The sequence below is a fragment of the Streptacidiphilus sp. ASG 303 genome, from assembly GCF_020991365.1.
GTDB lineage: Bacteria > Actinomycetota > Actinomycetes > Streptomycetales > Streptomycetaceae > Peterkaempfera.
In genome coordinates, this window is record NZ_JAJLRA010000021.1 from 1 (window position 1) to 24169 (window position 24169).

The 24169-nt window shown below is 69.8% G+C and carries 13 protein-coding genes and 4 pseudogenes; 6 read left to right on the top strand and 11 right to left on the bottom strand.

From position 1 onward, the window contains the following. Positions 1 to 338 (top strand): transposase (locus tag LO771_RS22075; RefSeq protein ID WP_230745280.1); only part of this gene is annotated, 338 nt, incomplete at its 5' end. A gap of 243 nt (positions 339 to 581) precedes the next feature. After that, positions 582 to 1238 carry a transposase family protein gene (locus LO771_RS22080; protein ID WP_230745299.1) on the top strand — a complete coding sequence of 219 codons (657 nt, stop codon included), beginning with the start codon at positions 582 to 584 and terminating at the stop codon, positions 1236 to 1238. Positions 1239 to 1253: 15 nt separating this feature from the next. On the opposite strand, the pseudogene LO771_RS22085 reads toward LO771_RS22080, so the two are convergent. After that, positions 1254 to 1487 (bottom strand): annotated as a pseudogene (locus tag LO771_RS22085) (transposase); the annotation flags it as partial. Positions 1488 to 1643: 156 nt separating this feature from the next. Here LO771_RS22085 and LO771_RS22090 point away from each other — a divergent pair. After that, a pseudogene (locus LO771_RS22090) lies at positions 1644 to 2913 on the top strand (IS256 family transposase). Between the two features lie 25 nt (positions 2914 to 2938). Here LO771_RS22090 and LO771_RS22095 read toward each other — a convergent pair. The 5 genes and pseudogenes from LO771_RS22095 to LO771_RS22115 all read right to left on the bottom strand — a co-directional run. After that, positions 2939 to 3537: pseudogene (locus LO771_RS22095) on the bottom strand (IS5 family transposase); the annotation flags it as partial. A 146-nt stretch (positions 3538 to 3683) separates the two neighbouring features. Beyond that, positions 3684 to 5129, bottom strand: a complete 1446-nt coding sequence (locus LO771_RS22100) for a PIN-like domain-containing protein (RefSeq protein ID WP_230745301.1) — start codon at positions 5127 to 5129, stop codon at positions 3684 to 3686. A 133-nt stretch (positions 5130 to 5262) separates the two neighbouring features. Next, positions 5263 to 10854 (bottom strand): DEAD/DEAH box helicase, encoded by a 5592-nt coding sequence (locus tag LO771_RS22105; protein WP_230745303.1) that lies wholly within the window; start codon positions 10852 to 10854, stop codon positions 5263 to 5265. Continuing rightward, on the bottom strand, positions 10844 to 11794 hold the full coding sequence (locus LO771_RS22110) for a hypothetical protein (RefSeq protein ID WP_230745305.1): 951 nt from the start codon (positions 11792 to 11794) through the stop codon (positions 10844 to 10846). Before LO771_RS22110 ends, LO771_RS22105 begins: the two co-directional genes overlap by 11 nt. Beyond that, complete coding sequence (locus tag LO771_RS22115; RefSeq protein ID WP_230745307.1) at positions 11794 to 13887, bottom strand: hypothetical protein; 2094 nt, start codon at positions 13885 to 13887, stop codon at positions 11794 to 11796. The genes LO771_RS22110 and LO771_RS22115 overlap by 1 nt, the downstream gene beginning before the upstream one ends. Before the next feature lie 550 nt (positions 13888 to 14437). On the opposite strand from LO771_RS22115, the gene LO771_RS22120 reads away from it, so the two are divergent. Further along, complete coding sequence (locus tag LO771_RS22120; RefSeq protein ID WP_230745309.1) at positions 14438 to 15187, top strand: transposase; 750 nt, start codon at positions 14438 to 14440, stop codon at positions 15185 to 15187. Between the two features lie 187 nt (positions 15188 to 15374). Here the strand turns inward: LO771_RS22120 and LO771_RS22125 are convergent, their stop codons facing one another. From LO771_RS22125 to LO771_RS22140, 4 genes and pseudogenes are all read right to left on the bottom strand, one after another. Continuing rightward, on the bottom strand, positions 15375 to 16682 hold the full coding sequence (locus LO771_RS22125; protein WP_230745312.1) for a hypothetical protein: 1308 nt from the start codon (positions 16680 to 16682) through the stop codon (positions 15375 to 15377). 202 nt (positions 16683 to 16884) lie between these two features. Further along, a complete protein-coding gene (locus LO771_RS22130) occupies positions 16885 to 17100 on the bottom strand; it encodes a helix-turn-helix domain-containing protein (protein WP_230745314.1) in 216 nt (71 codons plus the stop codon). Between the two features lie 1021 nt (positions 17101 to 18121). Next, the gene (locus LO771_RS22135) at positions 18122 to 18760 is read right to left on the bottom strand and encodes a DedA family protein (RefSeq protein WP_230745316.1); all 639 of its coding nucleotides are present in this window, start codon (positions 18758 to 18760) and stop codon (positions 18122 to 18124) included. 343 nt (positions 18761 to 19103) lie between these two features. Continuing rightward, positions 19104 to 19460: pseudogene (locus LO771_RS22140) on the bottom strand (hypothetical protein); the annotation flags it as partial. Positions 19461 to 19619: 159 nt separating this feature from the next. Here LO771_RS22140 and LO771_RS22145 point away from each other — a divergent pair. Both LO771_RS22145 and LO771_RS22150 read left to right on the top strand, forming a co-directional pair. Then, positions 19620 to 20294 (top strand): hemerythrin domain-containing protein, encoded by a 675-nt coding sequence (locus LO771_RS22145; RefSeq protein ID WP_230745318.1) that lies wholly within the window; start codon positions 19620 to 19622, stop codon positions 20292 to 20294. A 1018-nt stretch (positions 20295 to 21312) separates the two neighbouring features. Beyond that, the gene (locus LO771_RS22150; protein WP_230745321.1) at positions 21313 to 22731 is read left to right on the top strand and encodes an MFS transporter; all 1419 of its coding nucleotides are present in this window, start codon (positions 21313 to 21315) and stop codon (positions 22729 to 22731) included. Positions 22732 to 22868: 137 nt separating this feature from the next. Here the strand turns inward: LO771_RS22150 and LO771_RS22155 are convergent, their stop codons facing one another. After that, complete coding sequence (locus LO771_RS22155; RefSeq protein ID WP_230745323.1) at positions 22869 to 23687, bottom strand: MBL fold metallo-hydrolase; 819 nt, start codon at positions 23685 to 23687, stop codon at positions 22869 to 22871. Between the last annotated feature and the right edge of the window lie 482 nt (positions 23688 to 24169).

A 24169-nucleotide genomic window follows, 5' to 3' on the forward strand; every position in this document is an offset into this window, starting at 1 on the left:
GCCAGGCCCTCATCCCACTGGTGCGCGGCATCCCGCCCATCCGCTCCCGCCGTGGGCCGCGGCGCCGCCGCCCGGCCAAGCTGCACGGCGACAAGGGATACGACTACTCCCACCTGCGCGCCTGGTTACGCCAGCGCGGCATCGCACCCCGGATCGCCCGGCGCGGCCAGGACTCCTCCGAACGCCTGGGCCGGCACCGCTGGGTCGTCGAGCGCACCGTCGCCTGGCTCGGCGGCTGCCGACGTCTCCACCGCCGCTACGAGCGCAAAGCCGAGCACTTCCTCGGCTTCGTCGGCCTCGCCGCAGCACTCATCGGCTACCGCCGACTCTCCAAATGAGACGTCTTGTTAGACCGTGAAGGTTATTCAGAACGGATACGTGGCAGCTGACGGTGGGTACGACAACGGCCCCTGCCGGTAGCGTTCGGGGTTCCTACACCAACCGATGCTGCGAGCGAGGGGCCGTTGCCGTGCCACCGTACTACCGGACTGGACCGACGACAGTTGGAGAGGCTGGTGGATCTCGTCGGCCGCGCCGCTCCGTCTTTCCACCGCCGCCGCGGTCGGCCCCGGGCCCTGCCATTGGCGGACGCCGTCACGCTGGTGCTGTTCGTCCTGCGCAACAACGCCACCCAGCAGCTCGCCGGTGAGCTGTGGGGCGTCTCGCAGGCCACCGCGGCCCGGCTCTGCCGCACCCTGACACCGATGATCACCACTGCTCTGGAGCAGGTCACCCGCCCGGCGAAGGTCATTCGACCGGGGACGGTGGTCCTGGTGGACGGTACGCTCACACCCAGCTGGGAGTGGAAGAACGCACCGGGCATGCACTCCGGCAAACATCGGATGACCGGCCACAACGTCCAGATCGCTGCTGACATCCACGGCTGGCTCCTGGCCGTCGGCCATCCCGCACCCGGGGCCCGCCACGACAGCACCGCTTACACCGACTCCGGCCTCGCCCACGCGATACGCGCCGGCCGCTGCGTCGCGGACCTTGGCTACCTCGGCACCGACTGCCTGATCCCGCACCGCAAGCCTCGGCACCGGCCGCTGACCGACGTCGAGCGGGCCGCGAACCGCCGCCACGCGCGCCTACGCAGCCCGGTCGAACGCGCCGTCGCCCACCTCAAGACCTGGAAGATCCTCTCCACGCCCTACCGCGGCCCACTCGAACGCTTCCCGACCGTCCTCGCAGCCGTCTCGGCACTGGAGATCTACCGCTCACGAGGACCGTTCTGAATAACCTTCCGTGTCCTATGTGGTGAGGCGGAGGAGTCGCTTGTAGCAGCAGAAGGCTGCGGCAAGGCCGAGGAAGGCCACGTAGTTGCGGGGGTGGCGTTCGTAGCGGTGGCTGAGCCGGCGGTATCCGGTGAGCCAGGACATGGTCCGCTCGATCACCCACTTGCGGCGGCCGAGTCGTTCTGACGACTCGATGCCCTTGCGGGCGATGCGGACGCCGATACGTTGCCCGCGGAGCCATGTGCGGATGGCGTCCCGCTGTGTGGTGTAGCCGATCAGGGGTGAGGTGTGCGCGGGCTCGCTCCCGAGGCGTGCACCCGCCAGGGGCGTGTGCTCCCTGCGCATGAGACAGGCCACCGTGCAACTCTCTATCGTGAAAGGGCAGTTCAACGAGGGAGGCACCCGGTGTCCCTGTCCCAGTCTGACCTACAACGCCTGCTGGAGTCACTACGCGCGGCGAACGGACTCGAACTCGTCCGCAGTGTGGCCGAGCGCATGCTCCAGGAACTGATCGAGGCCGAGGCGAGCGCGCGGATCGGCGCCCAGTGGAACGAGCACACCGACACGCGTACCGACTACCGCAACGGCCACCGCGACAAGACCCTGACCACCACCGCCGGCGACCTGGACCTCGCGATCCCCAAGCTCCGCAGCGGCAGCTTCTTCCCCAGCCTGCTGGAGCGCCGCCGCCGCATCGACCAGGCCCTGTACGCGGTCATCGTCGAGGTCTACGTCCACGGCGTGTCCACCCGCTCGGTCGACGACCTGGTCAAGGCCCTGTGCGCGGACACCGGCATCTCCAAAAGCGAGGTCTCGCGCATCTGCGCCGAGCTCGACGAGCCGCTGACCGCCTTCCGCACCCGCCCCCTGGACCACACCCGCTTCCCCTACGTCTACCTAGACGCGACCTACTGCAAGGCACGGGTCAACCACCAGATCGTCTCCCGCGCCGTGGTCATCGCCACTGGGGGCACCCCCGGCCGGAGGCTGGGGGAGCATCACCGAGGACGGCGGTCGCGAGGTGCTCGGGGTGATGGTCGGCGACAGCGAGACCGAGGTGTTCTGGACCGAGTTCCTGCGCTCCCTGCGCGGACGCGGCCTGACCGGGGTCCGCCTGGTCATCGGCGACCACCACAGCGGCCTGGGCAAGGCGATCCGCAAGGTCATGCTCGGCGCGGCCTACCAGCGCTGTCGCGTTCACTTCCTGCGCAACGTCTTCGCGGTAATCCCCAAGGAGGCCGCCGAGATGGTCGCCGCGACCATCCGCACGATCTTCGCCCAGCCGGTCCGGGCCGCGGTCCGCGACCAGCTCGAGACCGTCGCCGACATGCTCGCCGCACAGTTCCCCAAGGTCAAAGCGATGCTCTTAGAGGCCAAGGACGACCTGACCGCCTTCGCGGCCTTCCCCGAACGGCACTGGAAGAAGATCCAGTCCACCAACCCCCTGGAACGGATCAACCGCGAGGTCAAGCGCCGGACCGACGTCGTCCAGGTCTTTCCCAACGACGACGCACTCCTGCGGCTGGTCACCGCCGTGCTCTTCGAGTTGCACGACGAGTGGTTCGCCTTCCCCCGCCGCTACCTCCCCGAGGGCAGCATGGACCGGCTCTACCCCGCCGAGCTCCCCGAAAGCGCTCCCGCGTTCCCCGACACCACCAACACGACCGCCGACTGATCGGCTACACCACAGAGAGGGACATGACCCATGTGCGCAGGTGAGGGACGTCGTAGGCCTTGTCCGCGTGGAGGCGCTGGGGCTTGAGATGACGGCCGCGGTGGGGGTCGTGTCTCGTTCGGTGGCCCTGGACCATGGGCTTCAGGGCTTGGCTGTCGTGGGTGTTGACGGCCGAGAGGCCGACGAGGAGGGGCAGTCCGTTCGCGTCCGGCAGGACGTGCATCTTGGAGCCCGCTTCGCCCTGGTCTACGGGGCTCGGACCGGTGAGTTCGCCCACTTTTTGGCCCTGACGTGCGCGGAGTCCAGGACGACACGGGAGACATCGAGTAGGTCGCCGTCGTCCAGGCGGTGCAGGATCGCCTCGTGCAGCCGGCCCCACACCCCGGCCCTGGACCAGATCAGGAACCGGCGATGGGCGGTCGACTTCGAAACCCCGAAGCAGGGCGGCAAGGCCCGCCAGGCGCAGCCGGACACCAGTACGTAGACGATCGCGGCGAACAGCGTTTCATCAGGCCTGTCCTGCGTCCCGCCACCCTGCGGCCGCACCCGAGAGGGCGGGATCAGCGGCTTCGCGATTTCCCACAACCCATCCGGAGCAATCCAACTCCACACACCCCGCCCCATGACGTTCCCAACGACCGTCTCACTACATAGGACACGGTCTTACGGGGTGCTGGCACTGCTGTGGTTCTCCTTACGCCTGGATCGTAACCCAGGCTTCAAGGACTTCACGAAGATCAGTGCAGCTCACGGTCACTGCCTGGCGGTCGTCAGCTGCCGGAGCGCCTGTTGCTCTCCGCCTGCTGCGCCGCCAGTCGGCGAAGGACTGCGCGGTCGGTCTGCGGGACGGATTCCAACAGGTTTATGAACCATGGTGCGATCCATGACGAGTCCCGGTGGAGCCACTCGCCTGGCGAGAGGGCGGTACCAGAGACCCAGTCCCCGGAGGGCGGCTCGCTGCTTCTCCTGGCTGCAGCAATGCCTACAGTCGGCTCCGATTCTCCCGGAGGCCGCCGCCCGAGCTGAGCTGTCACACCGATCAGCCACCACTGGAACAACCGCTGGGCCGGCGACGCTGACTCCACAGCCGCACGCACGGTCGAAGCGGCCAGCCCCACTGAACTGGCCGCAGCAACCACCAGCCCCTCCGGCGGGTCCTGATGGGGTGCACTCTCCTCCGTGACCACCAGCGGTATGTCCGGCACCTTCGCCTCGAATGCCTCGGACACCCGTGCGATCTCCGCGTACGTGTCCTCGGCGAGCTCGGCATCCAGGAACTCCCTGATCCCACCGAAGAAGTGCGGGGGCGTCTCGATTCTCAAGCCTGCCTGAGCCCTCCGCTTCAGCTCGTCTACAAGGCTCGGCCACGGACGGGAGCTGCTTGAGCCGGAGCGCTGCTCGTACCAGTCCTCCTTCGTGTCGTTCGATACGAACAGCACGCGGCGACCGCTGGGCGATAGCTGGCCGACATGCTCGATCAGCTCCTCCCAGAGGAGGAAGTCACCAGCGGACTTCAGCGGCGTGTCCTTGCCGACGTCGGAGAATCCGGGAGGGATCTTGTTGGGAAACCGGAAGGCGGTCGCCTCTTCTAAACGCCTGCGCAGGACGTCGTCGGTCGGCTGCTCTCCAACGCCTTCTCCGTAGAGTTGCGCAATCCGAGGAAGGATGGGGTCTTCCGCATCGGTGGAGTTCAGCGCTAAGCCGTGGTCGGCCTTCAGCATGTCCAGGTGGCGTTTGAACTCGTGCCGGTACACGTCCAGGTGCGCATCGACTTCGGCATCCGCGACCAGCGCGTCCAACCCAGTTATCTCCTGCTGGGCTCGGGCGTACTTGTCGAGCTGGGCGCATACGATGTCCTTGGCCTCGACAATCGCTTTGCGGGCCGCCATGAGTTTCTTGTTGACCTCTGTGGCGGCGCTTGCGAGGGCCTTCTTGCGGGACTCCAGTGTGCTGCGGCGGCCGCGGACGAACTCCAGGCCGACCTGGTAGGGCATCCACAGCCGTCCTGCGGTCTGCTCGAGCGCCGACAGGACCTCTTCCCTGGAGGTCTCGGTGTACTCATACAGGCTCAGCAGGACGTTCGTGTCCAGCACGATGATGCCGTCTTTGAAGAAGGCGCTGCGCTCCGCGTCCTCGGCCGATGGCCCGGGCTGGAGCCAGGCTGCGAACCGCTGCAGCAGTACCGGCTCGCCCATATCCCCCTCCGGCTCGGCCATGCGCCTCCTTTAGTCGATCATCCTGACACAAGCAACTGGCCGTCGGCAGGCGTATGCGCGGATGCGGCTGCCTCGCTGCTATGGCCCTCTGCTGCTTACGGCCCCGGAGCCGCAAGCAGCAGACCGCAGACCTCTACATGCCGTCGAAGTCGGCGAGCATGGCTGACACCCGCGCCGGGGCCTTGTCGAGGAGGAAGTCGTCGACGAATACCACGTCGGAAACTCCTCGGCTGTCGGCAGCGGCAGCGTCGCGCACGGACCTGATGCGGGGGGAGGACAGCGTGGCGTCAGCCGTTTCGAACGGGCCCTTGGCCGCGACCCAGACCCGCTCCTCGAAGAGGACTGCGGGACCGGTGCCGCCCAAGTCGTCCACGAACTCTGCATCGCTGGAGGGGAAGTCGGACGCCCAGTTCCGCAGCAGTCCCGCGGCCAGACGGCCGCGCTGGCTGCCGACGGCACCCGTGCCTTGGAGGATGGCCAGGAGCTCACCGGCCAACCGCCAGTCCAGGAGGCTGTGGTACGCCATGTTCGTGTAGTCGCGCAGGCACTGGTAGCACGAGCCGCGGCAGTCGCGGCCGTGCACACCGTCCGCGAAGTCGGCCAGCATGCTGTTCGCTGTTGTCATGAGCTGTTCAAAAATCTCCCGTTCGGCGAGGTGTGTGCAGTAGCCGGCGCCGTTGTCCAGGGTGTCGGAGAGGAACGCGAAGGTGCGCGCCTTGCTGCTCCCGGAGCCTGCGCCGTGGATGCCGGACGCAATCTCGTTGGGCTGCACCTGCAGCAGCGAGCCCGCGGCCGTTCGCAGCAGTGCGGCCAGCGAGTACCAGGCCGCCCGCCTGCCCGAGCGGTCGTCGGGGAAGCCGGTGCTCTGCGGCACGGAGGTGAGGTTCAGGCGCAGACCGAGTGCCGGAATCTCGCCTGTCTGCGGTCCGAGTAGGAACAGGTCCGTGCGCTGGGTGGCGCCTATGGCGGTGATCAGTGGTTCCTCGTCGGCTGCGATGTCCTTCGCCAGCCAGGGGAACAGATCAGCCGCCCCGGTCTCCAGGTAGGCGCCGGACCAGCGTGCGGTCGGGCCTACTTTCGCGAAGTTGAAAAGTCGGCCGCCGTTGTCGTTGACGGCGTATCGCTCCCCCTTGCCGGCGTGTACCACCATGCCGGGCGCCGCGATCTTCCGCGGTGCGCCGTGCTCGAGATCTGCCGCGGTGCGGGGGGCGAGCGACCTGGCCCTCCAAGCGAAGTTGCCGTCGAAGTCGCGGGCTTTCCCCGCGGAGTAGAACCCGGCCGGTTCGCGAAGTTCGACCTCGCGGTAGGAGCCGTCGGCCGCTTCGCAGGCGCGGCAGGGTTGCGGCGGCGCGTCCTCCTGCTCTGGCAGTGCTTGCACGTCCTCTGCGAGGTGGCCGCAGGCGCGGCAGATGCCGATGAGGACCGGCCGCCCCAGCGGTTCCTCCACTGTTCGGGGGGATCGTCCGGCCGGCTCGAACGCGACGGCTCCGACCGCCGTGTGGACCTGTCCGTCCTTGACCGTCTCGGCGCCGGGAGCGAACTGCGAGATCGCTATGTCCAGCGACCGGTCGACCACTCCGCTCGGCGGCCAGGGGTAGGAGTCGTAGGGGCGCTTGGTGTACAGGTAACGGGCTGAGGTCGGGAACCCGAACATCGGCAGCAGGCCGGATTCCGCCAGCCGCTGGCTGAGTTCATGGTGGCCGCGGGGCTCGTCGGCGATGCAGGTGACGCGGTTGACGAGCTCCTGGGCCACCCATGCCGCCGCCCGCGCCGGTGGCCAGGTGCTGCGGGTCCGATCGGCGAGGGCCTCGGCGAGGCCGCGGATCTCAGCGTCGTGCGACTTGATCCATAGGCTCACCGCTTCGCTCGCAGCGGGCCAGTCCGCCGTGCGGCCGAATTGGCCGTGGACGTTGCGTGTCGGGTCGGCCGCCGTATCGTCCCCCGCTGCACCCTGGACCGCGTCGAATGCCCTGCGCAGTACCTCGGCAGCGAGGACCCGCTGGTAGATGTCCTTCATGTCGGTGGACAGGTAAGGCGGCGGAGTCGGGTCGTTGGTGATGCGCTGAGGGTCTTGGAAGTAGTGCTCGTCGTGGCTGCGCCCGCGGCACACGGTGAGTGCGAGTGCGACAGGCGAAGTCCGCCGCCCTGCTCGTCCCACGCGCTGCTGGTAGTTGAACCGGGTCGGCGGCATGTTCGCCATCAGGACAGCGGACAGAGGGCCGATATCGACTCCGGCTTCCATCGTGGTGGTGACGGAGAGGACGTCGAGGGTATCGGGAAGCTGATGTTCCTTGCCGTCGAGAAAGATCCCTTGGAAGCGGGCCTGGCGGGCCTGGGCATCCAGGCGGTCCGTCTGGCCGGTGAGTTCGGCGGCGCTTAGGCGGAAATCACCGACCCTCCTGCGCGCCATCCAGGCGTAGTAGTCGGCGTCTGCCCCCTCGAACGGCTCGGGCGCTGCGGGAAGGGGCCGTCGGCACTTCGTGCAGATTCCGACGCCGGGGTGGAGGTGCCGGCGGCGGCAGGCGGAGCAGGTCCAGGACACCTCTCGCCCGTGGCGCAAGGCGACGTGCTCGGGCTGGATAACGTACTTCTTGACTGCGTCTCCCCAGAACCGCTCGGCGGTCTTGCGGAGGTCGTCCGGATCCTGCCCCAGGTGGTCGGCTGCGCTGGCCCAGAAGTCTCGCAACTTCCTGGGCGGTTCGTCAGCCGGGCTGCGCAGTCCTGCGAAACGGCGCATGTGGCCGAGGACCCGCAGGCTTGCTCGGGCCAGCGCAGCGTCGGAGGCGCGCTCGGCTTCGAGCAGTGCTTGATCGGTCGCGAGGGTGAGCCAGCCCAGGCCCAGGGACTCGAAGTCGCGTCCGGCGCTGCCGAACAACCCGTTGAGCAGCTCGCTCGTGAGGGCTTCGCGGATGTCGTGGCGCAGCTGCTCCTGCCGTTCGCTCAGAACCAGGGTGGATTCGTCGCGCACCTTGCCACTGGGAGTCTCGGGCCACTGGTACAGGGAGGCCCAGGGCTGAGGCTGGGCGCCTCTCTGGTAGCTGGTCTGCTGAAGTGACGCCTTCGGGCCGCCTGGGTTGATGCCGCGCTGGACCAAACGTTCGGCGACGGCGGCGCCATGGCTGTCGAGGCTGGGCACGCGGCTGAGGCGGTTGTAGAGCTCGGCTTCTTCTGCCGGGTCGGGGAGGTTGTCGTCGAGGTCGTCGTCGAGGTCCGCGCCCCGAGGCTTTTGGAGCTTCTCCCAGGCGTCAAAGGTTTCCGGGTCGCGGGGGCGCAGTCGGGCGCGTGCGGCCTTGGCCGTCTCCTTGTCCACGGGGTTGTCGGGGGACTTGCGGTAGAAACCCGATACGGCCGCGAGATCGGCGACCGGATCGCCCTGGCCCTCGACCTCTTCGGCGAGCAGCAGGCGCAAGAGGTCCTGGTAGTGGCGCAGCCCCAGACCCGCAGACAGCTTCGCCGCGTCCTGGCGGCTGTCGGAGAAGATCACGGCCTGCCGGTTCGGCAGGAGGGAGAGGATCCCGGTGGTCAGAACCTGGTTGACCTTTTCGAAACCGGTGCGCATGGACCTGACCGGTGTGCGCAGGCGACGCGAGTCCTTCAGACTGAGGCGTTCGCTGCCAACCTGCTTGAGCTCCCAGTCGTCGCCGCAGTTGGGGCATTGGGTCGGAGCCGCGGGGAGGCCCTCCGCCTTGATCCGGGGGCGTCCTTTCTTGGGCTGCGGCACGCTGGTGTGGAAGGACCAGCCGGTGTGGTTGCGCTGGTTGCGGAGGATTCCGGTGCGCGGATCGTAATGGCTGCGCTTGAACTTGAAGTCGGCGCTCAGCGTGCCCTTGTCCGAGGTGGAGCTCCACTCCAGCTTCTCTACCGCGGGGTCTTCCTTGCGCGGCCAGTACACGATGTAGTTGGCCGCACTGGGCCCCAGGGCAGCGGCGTCGGGCAGCGAGTCGAGATCGGGCAGATCCGCGAGCAGGCCGGCTTCGAAGGCGCGTCCCTTCTCCGCGTTGCGGAAGGCCGATGCCGGTGCGTACCCGCCCAGGAATACGTCTCCGCAGTTCTGGCAGTAGAGGAGTTCCAGTACGCGTGCGTTGCAGCTGCAGCGCGGCGTGGGGCGCGAGAACAGCTTGCCGACGGTCCTCTCCATGCCTTCGGGGCGCGGAGCGTAGGGGCAGTGGGGGTCTGAGCAGGCCCAGACGCCGGGGATGTTGCGAAAGAAGAGGTGTCCACGCAGCTTGGGGGTCCGCGGGTCGGCCGAGCGGCGCAGAGCGGTGAGGACTCCGCGCAGTGCCTTCTCCTGAGTGGCCGTGCCGACGCCAGGGAAGAGGCGGGCGGCGATGGCGGTGTCGAAGTCGGCGATGAGCCGGTCGCCGTCGCGCAGGGCGTTGACGAAGGCGTCGCCGGCGCCGGTGTCTGCCAGGAGCTGGTCGGCCTCAGCGGGACCGGAATCGGGGTCCAGGGCGGCGTAGGTATCGGCGTGCTGTGAGATATCGGTGCGAGTGTGTGTCGGCAGCACGAGCTGGCCACCGAGGACTTCGAACCGGTTGCGGTCGACGCCGAAAAACTCCTGCAAAAAGTCCAGGTCGCGCGGGGCTTCGAGGGAGGCGGATGCGGCCAGGATGCGGAACTTGTCCGGCCTATGGTCCAGACCGAGGCGGTGGCGCAGGTTGCGCAGGAGGTAGGCGATCTCTGTGCCTGCGGTGCCGCGGTACATGTGGAGCTCGTCGACAACCAGGGTGAAGCGGGCGTCGGGCACTTCCTCCAGCCAGCGGCGCGTCTTATCGAAGATCTGCGATTCACGCGAGCGCATCAGCATGACATTGAGCATGCTGTAGTTCGTAATCAGGATGTCGGGTGGAGCCTGGATCATGTCCCAGCGGCAGCGCATCTCCGCGCCATCCAGCCGGGGGATGAAATGGCGGCCGTCGCCAGGGGCTTTCTGCGCCTGGCGCGAGCGCTCCTCGGTGGCGGCGAACTCCTTGCGCAGCGTCTTGACACCGGCTGCCGAGCCGATCTCGCCGGGGACGGGGGTCGCTCCGGTGTAGCGGCCGAAGTAGAAGCGGTGGCCCGGCCGCGACCGGGCGAGCCACGTCCTGACGGCGTCGCTGTCCAACGCCCTGCGCAGGCGCATCATCTGGTCGTCGACGAGCGCATTCATCGGGTACAGGACCAGGGCGCGTACTGCTGCGTACCGACCGGCCTCGCCTGCCCGCTGAGGCTGGTAGTCGCCGTCTGGAGAGGCCCACCAGCGGTTTGCCGACAGGGATGCGACCGGCCAGTCGGCCGACTCGCGGACGAGGTCGGCCAGGACGGGCAGCATGAACGACTCCGTCTTGCCCGACCCCGTCCCGGCCGTGACGACCACGTCGCGGCCATCCCGGACAGCGGCGGCCAGGGCCCGGTGCTGGTGCTCGTATAGGGAGGGCACACCCTGCAGGAGCCCGAGCTGCACCAGTTCCGCGAGGTCGGGGTGGGCCCCTGCTGCCTTCACTGATTCCGCGATGCCCACATCCATCTGGACGTAGCGAGGGCGGACTTCCAGCAGGGGACGCCGCCAGGCTCCGCCGTTCACATCGAACAGGTCCTGGCGCTCGCGTTCGAGGTTCTCGTCAGCGAGCCCGAACGGCGTGTTGTAGTAGCGAAAGAGCGCGTCCTTCAAATGCTCGAACGAACCAAGGATATCCACGTCCCGCTCGGCACTGCCGGGCTGCTGCACAGCGCTGTCACTCATCATCGTTCTCCCCCAGGTGTTGTCCGAGCGATTGTGCGATCTTGATGGCGATGGCGTTGGGCACGTTGTCGTAGGCGAGGTTTTCGGCATGGGCGTTGATGCGGGGCCCGAGGCCGCAGCACATCACCGCTACCCGCCGGTGCAGGTCGGGCAGTGGGTATCCCCAGTCAACAAAGAGGGTCCCGAGCCTCTCACGCCCGGAGTCCTTCTCGGGGCGCCAGCGCAGCACGTCCGCTGCCCGGCCCCGGGTCTGCAGCATGAGGTAGACGCCCTGCTCATGACTCGTCTCGTACCACTGGCCGTCGCGCAGGATCTGGCATACGCGCTTGCTGTCGCGCCGCTTGAGCCGGTACAGACTCTCGCCCTGGGGCCGAAGGACGGGGCGGTATTTGCTGCGCTCGAGGTCGTACTGTTCCAGCGGTCTACCGAACTCCGGTGCAGAGGTCGGCGCTCCAGGGCTCAAAGGCGGCAGCAGCGCTGCTGCTTGCAGTGCGAAGCACGGCGTGTACGAGACGCCGAGCTCGGTCGCCCAGCATGCGAGCCCTGCTTCGTCGTCGAACTGGACGATGAGGGATGGGGGCAAGGGGATGTCCCTGGGCGGGCGGGCGCTGGGCACCTGGAACAGTTCCAGCAAGCCGTCCTGCAGCGCTTGCTCTACGCGCGCTTCGAACGCGGCCGTCCGGCTCCCGGTGAGTACCGCCAGCCCCCGCGCCTGCGGCAGGCGGGTCAGGACTGGCGGCGCTGCGCACCAGCGTCTGTTGTGCCAGTCGATGTCCATGTAGGCCAGGGAGACTGCGTCACGCAGCCAGCGGCCCGAGGCACCCGGTTCGATGTCCGGGCAGTACTTGGATGCCAGCCACCACATGCCCTGCTTGATGTCGGACAGCGTGCCAGCGCCCTGCTCGCTCAGCCAGCGCAGCAGCAGGCCTCCTGTGTCCGTCATCAGGCTCCCCGCCTTCCGCTGATCGCTTCTGCTGCCGCTACGTAGTCCAGCCATGCGGGGTCTTGCAGGCGCGGGGCGGCGCTAAGGACAGCGTACGCCCAGGTGTAGTCGTCAGGCTCTGGAGCGGGGGCGGGTATGTGCTCTGCTGCTGCCAGCGCCCTGACCGACCAGCGGGCCGTTGTCCGGTAGACCAGCCAGACATAGCCGTCCGGTACCTCGACCTCTAGGCAGGGGCCGAGCGCCTGCTCGGGCAGGCGGGAGGTCATCCAAGCGGGGACTGGCTGCTGCTTGGCCTGGCGCACTCCACCGTAGGGATCGAGCAGCACGGCTTCCAGGACGCTTGAGCGCAGCAGCTCGATCCGCGGGGTGCGGATGCTGTCCGGCGCCGCCGCACCGCGGATGACGGTCCGAGAGCCTGCTGCGTCGCTCACCTCTGGCCAGGCGGTGCCGTCGCACGGGTACCCGAGCGTTCCGGTACCGGGCGGCAGTCCCTCATGCAGCCCATCGTGCAGCGTGAAGACCTGGCTGCTGTCCGCCGTACCCACACGGTGCTCTCCCTCTTCCAGGGGGACGATGCAGAGCGGGAAAGGCACCCGCGGGTCGCGCCGAAGCTTCTCGGTGCGGCCATCGAGGACGACTTCTACCTGACCGTCGGAAGAATCGCTGGCCGGCAGCAGGAGGTCGGGAGCGCCGCCGCGGAGGAAGTGGCCCGCTACACCCGCACCCGCCCGGTACTCGGGGGCGATGCGCAGCCCGCCGGACAGTGCAGTGCGGTGCCGGATCTGGGGCTGGAGGACGTGCGCGTGGTCTCCGCCCTGGTCGAGGGTGCGGGCGAAGGCCGACCCGTTGACGGCGCGCACGCCCTTGAACAGCTTCCACCCCGGCACCGGCGCCGACGCTTCGCGGACGGTGCGGCCGCCGAGGGCGTTTACCATGGAGCGCACTGCGCTGACTGTAGAGTCAGCGGCCAGGATCCAGTGCTGCTCGCCGGGCTCGAAGTACTCAGTGCTCACCCACTCGCCCATATGCGGGTGCAGCCGCAGCAGCACTACCTGCTGCGGCGCCCACTCAAGGACCAGTTCGTCGCCCTCGAGGCGCAGGCCGTGGCCCAGTTGCTGCCAGGAGGGGTGCAGTGACTCCAGCCCCTCGTAGACGCCCCCGTACCCCTTGTGCAGCGTGAACGTGCGTCCGCCTGGCATGGTGACGTGCGTGTCGTTGATGTCGTCGCACGCCTCGGCGAGCCATTCCAGACGCCTGCCTCGGTCTGCGACTACGAGCCTCAGTCCCAAGGCACGGCGCCGGTGCTCGCGCTCCGGCTCGTGAAGGGTGCCGTCCCAGGCATCAGCGAGCCGCTTGACCAGGCTGGCGATCAGAGTGTCGCTCGTGTCCGGGGCGCTGGCAAGCTCCTCCATGAGCCGGGGCGACAGGCGCCGGTCCCGCCCCGATGTCCATACCCGCAGGCGCCGCAGCAGCTCCCGGCCGGAGATTTCGTCGGGGTTGTGCGGACGCAAGCGGGTGGCGGCAAAGAAGCGGGTGAGGATCTGCCGGTCCGAACCCCGGACCAATGCCTGTGAGATGGGGTAGCCGGTCTTCCAGCGGAACTCGTCGGTGCTGACCGTGCTGGTGCCGTAGAGACCGCATGTCTGCTCGAGCCAGGTGTCGAGTTCCTCCCACATTACTGCGACGTCCTCGAAGGCGTGCACGAGCTTGTTCGCCCGAAAGCTGGAAGGTTGCTCGCCGAACAGCTGGATCCACCGCCCGTAGAAGTTGGTCTTCAGCATGCCGTCGGAGGACTCCATACGGGTAGCCGCCAGCACGGACAGCGCCAGCACCGGAAGGCTCGGAGGCGGGCCCTGAATCCCGAGCTTGGCCCACAACTCACACTCGCGCTGGATGCTGCTGAATAGCGGCCCGTACGGATCGCTCCAGTTCAACTCGTCAGCGACGGCCTGGGGCAGGCCCGTTCCTACACGCTCGGCCAGCTCTCGTTCGACCTCTGCGTCGATGTACAGGACGGTGCTCCGCTGCGCGTTGCCTGCACCGAAAAACTTTGCAGAAAGCACCTCGTGCCACTGCTTGTACTCAGCCCTCATCTAACCTTTCCAGCTTCCCCACCCGCGGTCGCTTGCCGGCCTAGGGCTGCGGACGCACATCCCCGAACCCCCGGTGCGCCCCCACAGGGTATGGCACGGCCTCCAGCCCAGTCTGACCACGTTACTCACGGGGCCTCTTACGCGGTAGGCATGTGTACATGCCCGCCGCCCTTGCGACTTGCTGACGCATCAGTGCCCGCACTCTTCCCTCGGCCAAAGGCGGCCAGGAAGCCCGCAGCCCTTCCTGCATCCGGGCGGTGCCTCGTTCCGCGACTGGACCGGCGATCGGAACTGGGTTGTTCAGCCCGGCTGCGGGTTGCCTTAGCTGTGCCGTAGCAGATGGGGCCTCCCCCTGAGTGGTGGACACGCTGATACTGGATCTGCTTGATCCGGAGGAAGCGAGACACCGCCGATGGCGATGAAGGAGCCGTTTCAGCGGGGGCTCGATCGGGTGACGTCCGAGCAGCGCTGCAGGAGTGCAGAACGGACGAGGCTCCCGGGCGGTTGAGCGAGGTGTCTGACGCCTCAACCCGCCCACCGGGGAGCCTCGATGCTCCTCTGTCCTGCAGCACTGGACCTGCCGCATGCGCTCGTGGAGCGGGTGACCGTGCTCATCGTCACCCGCGAGGGTGACCGGCGGTGCAAGCTCCGCCCCTCCCAGCGGGCCCTGGTCGCGCTGGTGCACCGGCGCAGGCACGACACCCTCGCCCAGATCGCGGCCGGCTTCGGCATCAGCGTCGGCACCGCCCACGCCTACGTCCGCTCCGTCACCGGCCTGCCCGCCCGCCACGCGCCCGGCCTGACCCGCGCCCTGCGCGAAGCGGAGGCCGAGGATGTCGTGGTCGACGGCACGCTCGCCGAATGCGACCGCCTCGGCGACGGCCGGGCCGACTACAGCGGCAAGCACCGCCGCCACGGGGTGAACCTCCAGGTGGTCACCGACCCCCAAGGAGAGATCGTGTGGATCTCCCGGGCGCTGCCCGAGCGCACCCACGATCTGACCTCGGCCCGCACCCACCGCATCATCACCATCTGCGAGCGCCTGGGCATCCCCGCCCTGGCCGACCTGGCCTACACCGGGGCCGGCGGCACCTTCGCCGTCCCCACCCGACGCCGCCCCGGCCAGGACCTCACCGCCAAGCAACGGCCGCTGAACCGAGCCCACGCCCGCCTGCGCTGCCCCGTCGGACGCGGCATGGCCACCCTGAAGAGCTGGCGGATCTTCCGCCACGCCCGCTGCAGCCCCAACCGGCTCACGTCAACCGTCAAGGCCATCCTCACCCTGGAGAGGCAACGCTGAAAGTGCTCACTCGCCTGGAACCGTCCCCCACGACGTCCGCACCGGCTGCGTCGACCCCTCGTCCCCACCTTTCCCGAGCCTGGCGACCTGCCGGCGACTCGACGCGGGACACGGAGGGGGCCATTACCGTATTCGAGGTTTCGAGCGACCTGGCAGGCCTCGCCAAGGGGTGCGAGCGCACCTGGGCCTACGCGGGCAGCGCGGGGAACGCGACTACCGAGCCGTCCTTGTCGCGGGCGATCTCAATCGCCACGTCTGTCGTGCGACTGCTGATCGTGACGCCGTCGCCCAGTTTGTGAATCCGGTGTGCCGCGCTCATGAGGCGATCGACCTCACTGGTCGTGAAGACGGGCAGCAGACCGTTCGGGCGTGCGATCTCCAGTGCCGACAGGCGTACCAGGACATCGGCGATGCCCGACTCCATTTCGTCGAGGCGCTGCTGGTCGCGCTTGAGTGCACGGGTGAAGCTCTCGAACGGATTGCCGGGGTTGCTCTGGGCGTGCTCGACGGCCTGGAGGATGACCACTCGCCGCATCAGCGCGATGGCCAGGGAAGCGAGTTCGATGTGGGTGCGGAAGGCGCCTCCATGGTCGTCGACGCCGGGAAACGACTTTGTCAGCGTGCCGAGTTCGACGGCCTCGCCTTCGGGCAATCTGTCGAGAGCGCTCTGCCATCGGGTCAGGCGGAGGTCAGCCTTGCTCAGTGCCGTGTCGATGGTGTGCACCGCTGAGTCGAGTCCCAGCGAGACGCCGAGCTTGCCCTGGTCGAGCAGGATGGCGGTGGCCTTGTCGATAGCGGCGCGGCAGCCGTTGAGTGCGCTGTGCTCGTCGTCGAGTCTGTCCTGCTGAAGTTGCTCCAGCAGTTCCGTGATGTGTTCGATGGCCTGCTGGCGCTTGTGGTCGGCGTGCGCGCTCACCCCCACCGCCACGGCCATGAGCACGAGCGGAGCGGCCACGGTGAGCGCCGTGCCGCCGGCGGCCGCGGCACCCGCAGTCGCACCGGCCCCACCGACTGCGCCTGCCGCTGCCGCTCCTCCGACCGGTACGAATGTCGCATTGGCGGCGATGCCCGTTGAGTTCATGAGTGCACTGTGGATGCCGCCGACCGCCGCCTTCGACGCCATCGGACGAACGATGCCCTGCCCGAACTCGGCGGCGACCTTGGCCGGGACCACCATGCGATACAGATTTTCGCCGGACGCGGTTGCTCTGGCCGCCGTAAGGGAACCTCGGGTCGATTGCGTGATGAACTGTGACAGATGCTGCGCCAGGGGGCTCGCGGCGTCGAGCGGGATGCCGCGGCTGCGGTCGAGCTTGTCGGGCAGCGGATGCACCTCAAGCGTGACGATCGGCTCGTCGGCCAGGACGGCCAGTACTCCGCGCAGTTCAGCCAGGCGCTCAGCCGTCATCGACTCGCCCGCGGTCAACCCCGGCACTCGGACGTCAGCGGTCGCCAGCGCCCACACGGGCACAGTCGTCTTGCGGTCGTCAGTCATCGTCCCCCCTTGTTCTCCGGCAGGAGCTTACGCCTGACGTCGAACGCGAACGGTCCGTGGTCGTCCTCCGTGGATCACATCGTCCTAGCGTCGCCGACCGCACGGCTCCGGAGCCGGGGCGGCTCCCTCGCATGCCCGGGGCCGAAGTGGGCCCATAGGCTCTTGCCGTGGCTGGGCGGCCCGGTGAAGACGTAGTCTCCGGTCAGCGGTGCGTCGATGCCTGATGTTCCACCCAGGCATCGATGTCCTTCCAGCGGTACCGCAGGTGGCGGCCCACTTTGATGGCGACAGATCCGCGGCGGCGGTAGCTCCAGGCGTACAGGGTCGCTACGGGAACGCCCAGGTAGCCCGACAGCTCCTCCGGAGTGGCGAGCGGTCGCCGGTTGGCCCCGGCAGGCGTGAAGAGTGCTGAGCTCACTGGACCTCCGAACCGGTTGCGGGCGGAGGGAGACCGTATTCGGCGGCCCTGACCTCGCCAAAGAGGGCTTTTCGGGACTGGTCATCGAGGCCTCTTGGCGGCAGGGGTGGGGGCGGTTGCGCTGACGACGCTTCGCCCCAGAGCTCTGGTGACTTTGTGTAGCCACTGCCGACGCGTGGCGGACCGGCGTGCTTGACCCCGACCACCCGGCCGTGGCCCACATCTGCCCCACACGAGGGTGCGAAACGATGCGCAGAGACGGCCGATGCCGAGCGCGTCCGTCTCGCCGAGACAGCGGCCCTCACCTGTAAAGAACCAGCTCAGGGCCACTCTTCCTGCTAATGGGCCAGTGAACCCGGCGTACAGGCCGACTCGTCCGCCGCCACCTGCGACTTTGCCCCGGAGAGGGCCTCCGGCCTGCGTCGGAGGCCCTCTCCGGGCTTTCAGGTGCTTGCCCGGTCCTGCACGGAAAGTCCCTGGGAGGTCCCCAGGACGGGGTGCTGACGCAGTGCCCTCCGAGTGGGTTCGGCACGCCGGTCGTGCTCGGCCTGGGCACCCTCGCCAGAACGGAGAGCGATGCCACGGAGCGCCCCGAACGCGCGAGGGGACGGAGCGGCCAGGGGACGACCGCCTGGAGGCAGGCGCTGAGGAGGCCGCGGGGAGCGGCATCGAGCGGCGGCGTGCCTGCTGGACGGCGTCGACGGGCAGGCGCCCGTCCTGGACGGGGGCTTCCAGCAGGTGCAGGTCGCCGAAGGCGGGGACTCCTTCGCTGCGGGCGACGGCGCGCAGGGCGGCACCGTCCGCTGCCAGGCTGATCCCGCGCTCGCGTGCACGGCGGATCGGCGCGCTCCGAACGCGGTGTCGGGGATCGCCGCGGTCAGCCGCGAGGGCCAGGCGGGATGGCCCGGCCATCGAGGTCACCTCCGGCTCCACCCGTTGACGCGCCGGAGTCGATGAGTCAGCCGGGGAAGGAAGTGCCTCGCCTGCTCGCCCGTGCCGCGCGGCCGGGAAGCCGGGGACATCACGATTCCTTTCGCGCCCGCCTGCGTGCGCGCCACCAGGCGCGCAGCACAAGGCACACGACCGCCAGCAGGACAGCGGCAAGCAGGACGAGCTGGTATCGGAGCGCCTGGCGGTAGAGCGGGCCGATGTCCGTGCCGGCGGTGTAGCCGAGTGCCGTCCACGCCGCGACCCATGCTGCGGCGCCGACGGCGTTCCACAGCGTGAACCGGCGGTGCGGCATCTCGTTCGAACCGGCCAGGAGACCGTTGGTCTGGCGCAGCACGTCGATGAACCTCGCGACCACGACGACCTTGGCTCCACCGCGCCGGTAGAAGTCCTCGGCCTTGGCGTAACGCTCGTGGGTGAGCCGCACATAGCGTCCGAACCGGGTGATCAACCGCGTTCCCTCGCGCCTGCCGAGCACGTACGCGATTTCGGCCCCGGCGATCGCTGCGATGCACCCGACGACGATCACCGCGAAGATGTTCATGCGGCCGGCTCCGGCGTAGACCGCCGCGACGATCAGCAGCGTCTGCCCCGGAACCGGCACCAGCATGTTGTCGAGCGCGACCAGCAGCGCGAGCGCCGCGTAGCCGTAGTGGTCCAGCATCGGCTGCAGCGCGGCCAGCGGACCGGGCAGTCCGCCGGTGTCAACCACACCACTCACCCGGCCGCGCAGGCGGCACGTGCTGGGCGCGTCGGTGTGCTGCCGGCATGTCGGCCTCCAGCCGTCGGCCGGATGGGCGGCGTTCCCGTCCGGGCGGTCCCTGTCGTGCGTTCCGACTCGCTCCGTTGGTACCCGCACATCCCAGGGTGCGCGCCCGACGGCGAAGGAGGCGAGCCTATGGCCGTGTCGCGCGTCAGGCTTTGCGGCCGGTCCCGTTCCTTGCGGGTCCGGCCGATTGCGAAGGAGTCGCGCGGGACACGGAGGGGGCCACAACCGCGTTCGACGTTTCGAGCGACCCGGCACGCCTCACCGAGGAGTGCGAGCGCACCTGCGCCTACGCGGGCAGCGCAGGGAACGCGACCACCGGGCCGTCCTTGTCGCGGGCGATCTCCATCGCCCCGTCTGCCGTGCGGCTGCCGGCCGTGACGCCGCTGCCCGGCTGGTGAACCCGGTGTGCCGCGCTCATGAGGCGATCGACCCCACCGGTCGTGAAGACGGGCGGCAGACCGTTCGGGCCTGCGATCCCCAGTGCCGACAGGCGTACCAGGACACCAAAGATGCCCGACTCCAGTGCGTCGAGGCGCTGCTGATCCCGCTTGAGTGCGCGGGTGAAGTTCTCGAACGGATTGCCGGGATCGCTCTGGGCGTGCTCGACGGCCTGGAGGACGACCACCCGCCGCCTCAGCGTGACAACTGGCGCGTGCGCGCCTCCGGGGACGGCCTCGCCGGCGGCTGCCGACCCGGTACGGCGGGGTGGTCGGCGTTTTCGGGTGGTCACGCAGGCATCCCCTCTCATCACCATAAGTATCAATATTGACAATAGTCATTTCTGATGAATATTGTCCCCTTCATGAAGGCACATACTTCTCCCGAGCCCATGTCGGTCCTCGAGACCCGGCTCGCCCACGGCGTCCACCGCGCAGCGACCACCCTCCTGGCAGAGGCTGCCGCTGACCCCTCGGTGCCGCTGAACGCCCTCGCGCAGCTGCGCGACTTCCTCGTGGCGAACCTGCACCACCACCACGAGACCGAGGACCACGACCTGTGGCCGCAGATCATCGCTGCTGTGCCCGCCGTGGCGGACTCGATGAACGAGCTCACCGGTGAGCACGAGCAGCTGGACGGAGCCCTCGACCGCCTCTCCGCCGTCGCGCTGGACGGCGGGACCGCCGACGGCGCCGCGACGGCCGGCTCCGCCGCAGAGGTCCGGGCCGAGCTGGAGGACGCGGCCGCCGTGGTGCGCGACATCATCCACAGCCACCTGTCCCACGAGGAGCCGATCCTCCTCCCCGCGCTGCGTGAGCACATCAGCCCCGCGCAGTGGAACGACTTCTCCCAGAAGGTCATCGCCACCAGCCCGACGGTGGCCGGGCACCTCATGGTCGGGTTCCTCGACCAGGTGGGCACGCCCGAGGAGGTCGGGCTGATGCTCTCGGCGCTTCCGGCCCCGGTCCAGGAGCTCATGCCCATGATGCGTCAGCAGGCCGCGCAGGACCTGCTGGTCCTCCGCGGGGACCGCGCCTGACCTTCCTCGTCGGCCGGGCGGCCCCGCACGGCGGATGCGCCGACCGCGGAGGCCTCCGCCGCGGCGGCCGCCCGCGGCCGACCGGTTGACCGTTCCGCGGCCGCCGGCGGCCGCCGGCGGCCGTACCGGCTGCGAGGCCGAACCGGTGGGCCCCACCGCCCCGTCCGGTCCTCCGGGGGCCGGAGTGCGGAACCCGGATGCTCCACCCGCCCGACCCTGCGCCCGGGCAGGGCGTCGTCCCGCGGATCCTGTGCACCGGCCGACGGCTCAGCGGCGGTCGGCCCGCGTCCGTCGTCCCGGCGCTCGTCCGGACCGGTGCGGCCCGTCGCCGTGACGGCGGACGCGGGCCGCACCGGGATCGGCCCCCTTCCGCTGCCGCCCGCGCCCGACGGCGGGCCCGGGGCCGCCCGGCAGGACGCCCGACAGGCCGTCCTGCCACCTGCGGCAGGGCGCCCCGCACCCGTGCGTTCCCGAACTGGTCGGGGGACGCCTGGCGGGACCCGTACCGCGGACCGCGCGACGGGACCGCCCGCGCGGTGGGCGGACTGCCCGTGCCGACAGGCCGCCCGTCTCCCCGGTGCCGCCCCGTGCGGTGCCGTCACAGCGGTGCCGACCGCCCGCAGGGGCTGCCTCCCGGCCCTGCCGCTCCGCCCGCCGACGTCCCGGGGGACGTGCGAGAACCTCCGACGAGGTGCACCGTGCCCGCGGGATCCCGTACCCGCCGCGGATCGCGCACTCCCTCGGCCGGCGCCGCCTGCACCGGCCTCCGCGCCCCGAGGCCGGGTGTGCCCTGCCGGGCCCCGCGCAGCGGGACCGGCTGCGGTCCCGGGCCGGCCTCGCCCCCGGAACCGGCGGCAGCACGCCGGCCGCCCGCGCTCAGCGCCGCACCCCCGGTCCGCCTCCGCCGGCCCGGGGCGTCGTCGTGCCTTTCCCCGCAAGAACCAGGAAGCACTGCACCCATGAACCCCCTGCCACGAGTTCCCCCGCGAAGAGTGCTCCACCCCGGGCGGGTCACCGCATGCCGCACCGCTGGCTGATCCTCGCCGTCATAGGTGTGGCGCAGCTCATGGTGGTGCTCGATGCGACCGTCGTGAACATCGCGCTGCCCACCGCGCAGCTGGACCTGCACTTCTCCGATGCGGACCGGCAGTGGGTGGTCACCGCCTACGCGCTCGCCTTCGGCTCGCTGCTGCTGCTCGGCGGCAGGGTGGCCGACCTGTTCGGCCGCAAGAACGCCTTCCTCGTCGGGCTGGCCGGTTTCGCCCTCGCCTCCGTCCTCGGCGGATCGGCGCACGGTTTCGGGACGCTGATCATCGCCCGTCTCGTGCAGGGCGTCTTCAGCGCCCTGCTCGCCCCCGCCGCGCTCTCCCTGCTCACCACGACCTTCACCGACCCGGTGGAACGCGGCAAGGCCATCGGCATCTTCAGCGCCGTCGCCGGATCCGGAGCGTCCGTCGGACTCCTGCTGGGCGGCTTCCTGACCGAGAACGTCAACTGGCGCTGGACGCTCTACGTCAACGTCCTCTTCGCCGCCGTCGCCTTCGCCGGCGGGCTGGTCCTGCTGCGCCGCACCCCGCGGAGCCGCACCCACCTCGACATTCCCGGAACGCTGCTGGCCAGCGCCGGCCTGTTCTGCCTCGTCTACGGCTTCGCCGCCGCCGGGACCCATGCCTGGTCCTCGCCGGACACCTGGGGTTTCCTCGTCGGCAGCGTCGTCCTGCTGGCCCTCTTCGCCCTGTGGCAGACGAGGACCACGCACCCCCTGATGCCCCCGCGCATCCTCCTCGACCGCAACCGGGGCGCGGCCTTCGCGGCACTGCTCGTCCTGGGCGCCGGGCTCTTCGGCATGCTCCTGTTCCTGACCTACTACCTGCAGCAGGTGCAGCACTTCTCCCCGGTCAGGACCGGACTCGCCTTCCTGCCGATGAACCTGTCGATGATGCTCACCGCGGCGAGCGGCGCCGGTGTCCTGGTCCCGCGCTTCGGGCCGAGGCTCGTGATGGGCAGCGGCATGATCCTCAGCGCGGGCGGAGCCCTGTGGCTGACGACCGTCGGCGCCCACACCGGCTACTCCGCGCACGTCCTGCCGGCGCTTATCGTCATGGGGCTCGGCATGGGCGCCGTCCTCGCCACCGCCATGGGGCAGGCCACCACCGGCGTCGCCCCCCAGGACGCAGGAGTGGCCGGGGCCCTGGTGAACACCATGCAGCAGACGGGCGGCTCCCTCGGGCCCGCGCTGCTCAACACCGTTTTCGCCTCCCGTGCCGCGGGCTACCTCGCCCGTCACCACGGCGGCATCCCGGGTGTCCGGTCCGCCGCGACCGTCGAGGGGTACCGGGCGGTCTTCCTCTGCGCCGCGGTGTTCTTCGCCGTGGGACTCGTCGTCGTGGGCCTTCTCTTCCGGCGCCGGAGGCCCGCCGCGGAGCTGTCGGCCTGAACAGCCCCGATCCTCAGTGACGGCCCGCCGTGCTCCCCGGCGGGCCGTTCCGGTTCGCCGGAGGCCGTTCCCGCCGGCCCGGCCGCCCGAGCCGCCTCGGCGCCGCCCGAGCCGTCATCGGGCCGGTCGGGCCGGCCCTACCGTGCGCTCCCGGGGACCAGGGGCACCGGGGTGCCGTGGGGTGCGGTCCGCAGGACGGACGACAGGCCGGCCTCGTGGAAGGCGAGCTCGATGTCCGCCAGTCCCTCGGAGAAGTGGGACCACCCGTCGTAGTGGGCCGGAACGACCACGGCCGCGTTCAGGATCGCGGCGGCGGCTGCGGCCCGGCGGCTGTCGAGAGAGAGCGGGCGGCCGTCGAACTTGGCCGGCACCCGGGCCGCCCCCGCGTGGAGAACGGCCGCACCGATGTCCGGGACGCGGCGGGAGATCTCCGCCACCGTGCGGATCGAGGCGTTGTCGCCGCTCACGTAGACGGTGGGCAGTCCCTCTCCGGAGAGGACGAAACCGATGACCTCGCAGTTGATGTTGCCGTCCGCGTCGCGGGCTCCGTCCTCGGGGCCGTGGACGGCCGGGACCGCCGTGACGGTCAGGTCGCCCCCGCCGTCGGCGCGCGGCACGCGGTGGTGGCTCCACGGGGCGATCCCGCGGGCGGGAGCCCCGAGCCGGCCGGCCGTGAGGGGCCCCGTCAGCACCAGGCCGGAGGACATCGCAAACCGGCGGCCCTGGTCGTCGAGGTTGTCCGCGTGCGCGTCATGGCTGACCAGCACGACGTCCACCGGGCCCAGCGCCTCCTGCGGGAAGGCCGGCCCCTCCGACTTGGTGAGGAAGCCGTGCGGCCCGGGCGGGTCGAACGTGGGGTCGGAGACGAAGCGCAGGCCGCCGATGTCGATGACCACCGTGGGGCCGCCCACAACGGTGGCCGTTCCTTCCTGCCGGGCGAGTCCTTCTGCTTTCATGATTCTCCGTCCGGATTCTCCTGGACATGCCTGCTGCAGGCCATTCTCGCCCGTCCCCGGCACTTCCGCTGCGGCTGCACCGGGCCTCCGCCCCGTCTCCCCGCGCGACCCGCCGGGCGGCGGCCGCTCCGGCGCCCGGGTGCGCACGGTGGGGACGGCCTCCGGCCTCCGCAGGCACGGCCTGCGCGGGCACGGCCTCCGCAGGCGCGGCGTGCCGGGTCCCGGCACGCCCGTGGGGCCCCGTGTCCTGCGCCGGGCCCTCCTCTGCGGACGGCGCCCTCCGGAGGGGGGCGGCCCCCCGGCCGCGGCCCGTGCACCGTCGCCGGCCGGCGGGCGGGGTATCGGCGCCGTCCGGGGCGCAGGGCGGAGGAGGCGCTGTCCGGTGTGATCCTCGTCACCATCGGGTTTCGCCGCCGCGGCGGGCATCGGGGCCCGCAGAAAGTCATAAAAGCCGCATGTCGCACTGCCCGGCGGGGTGTGAT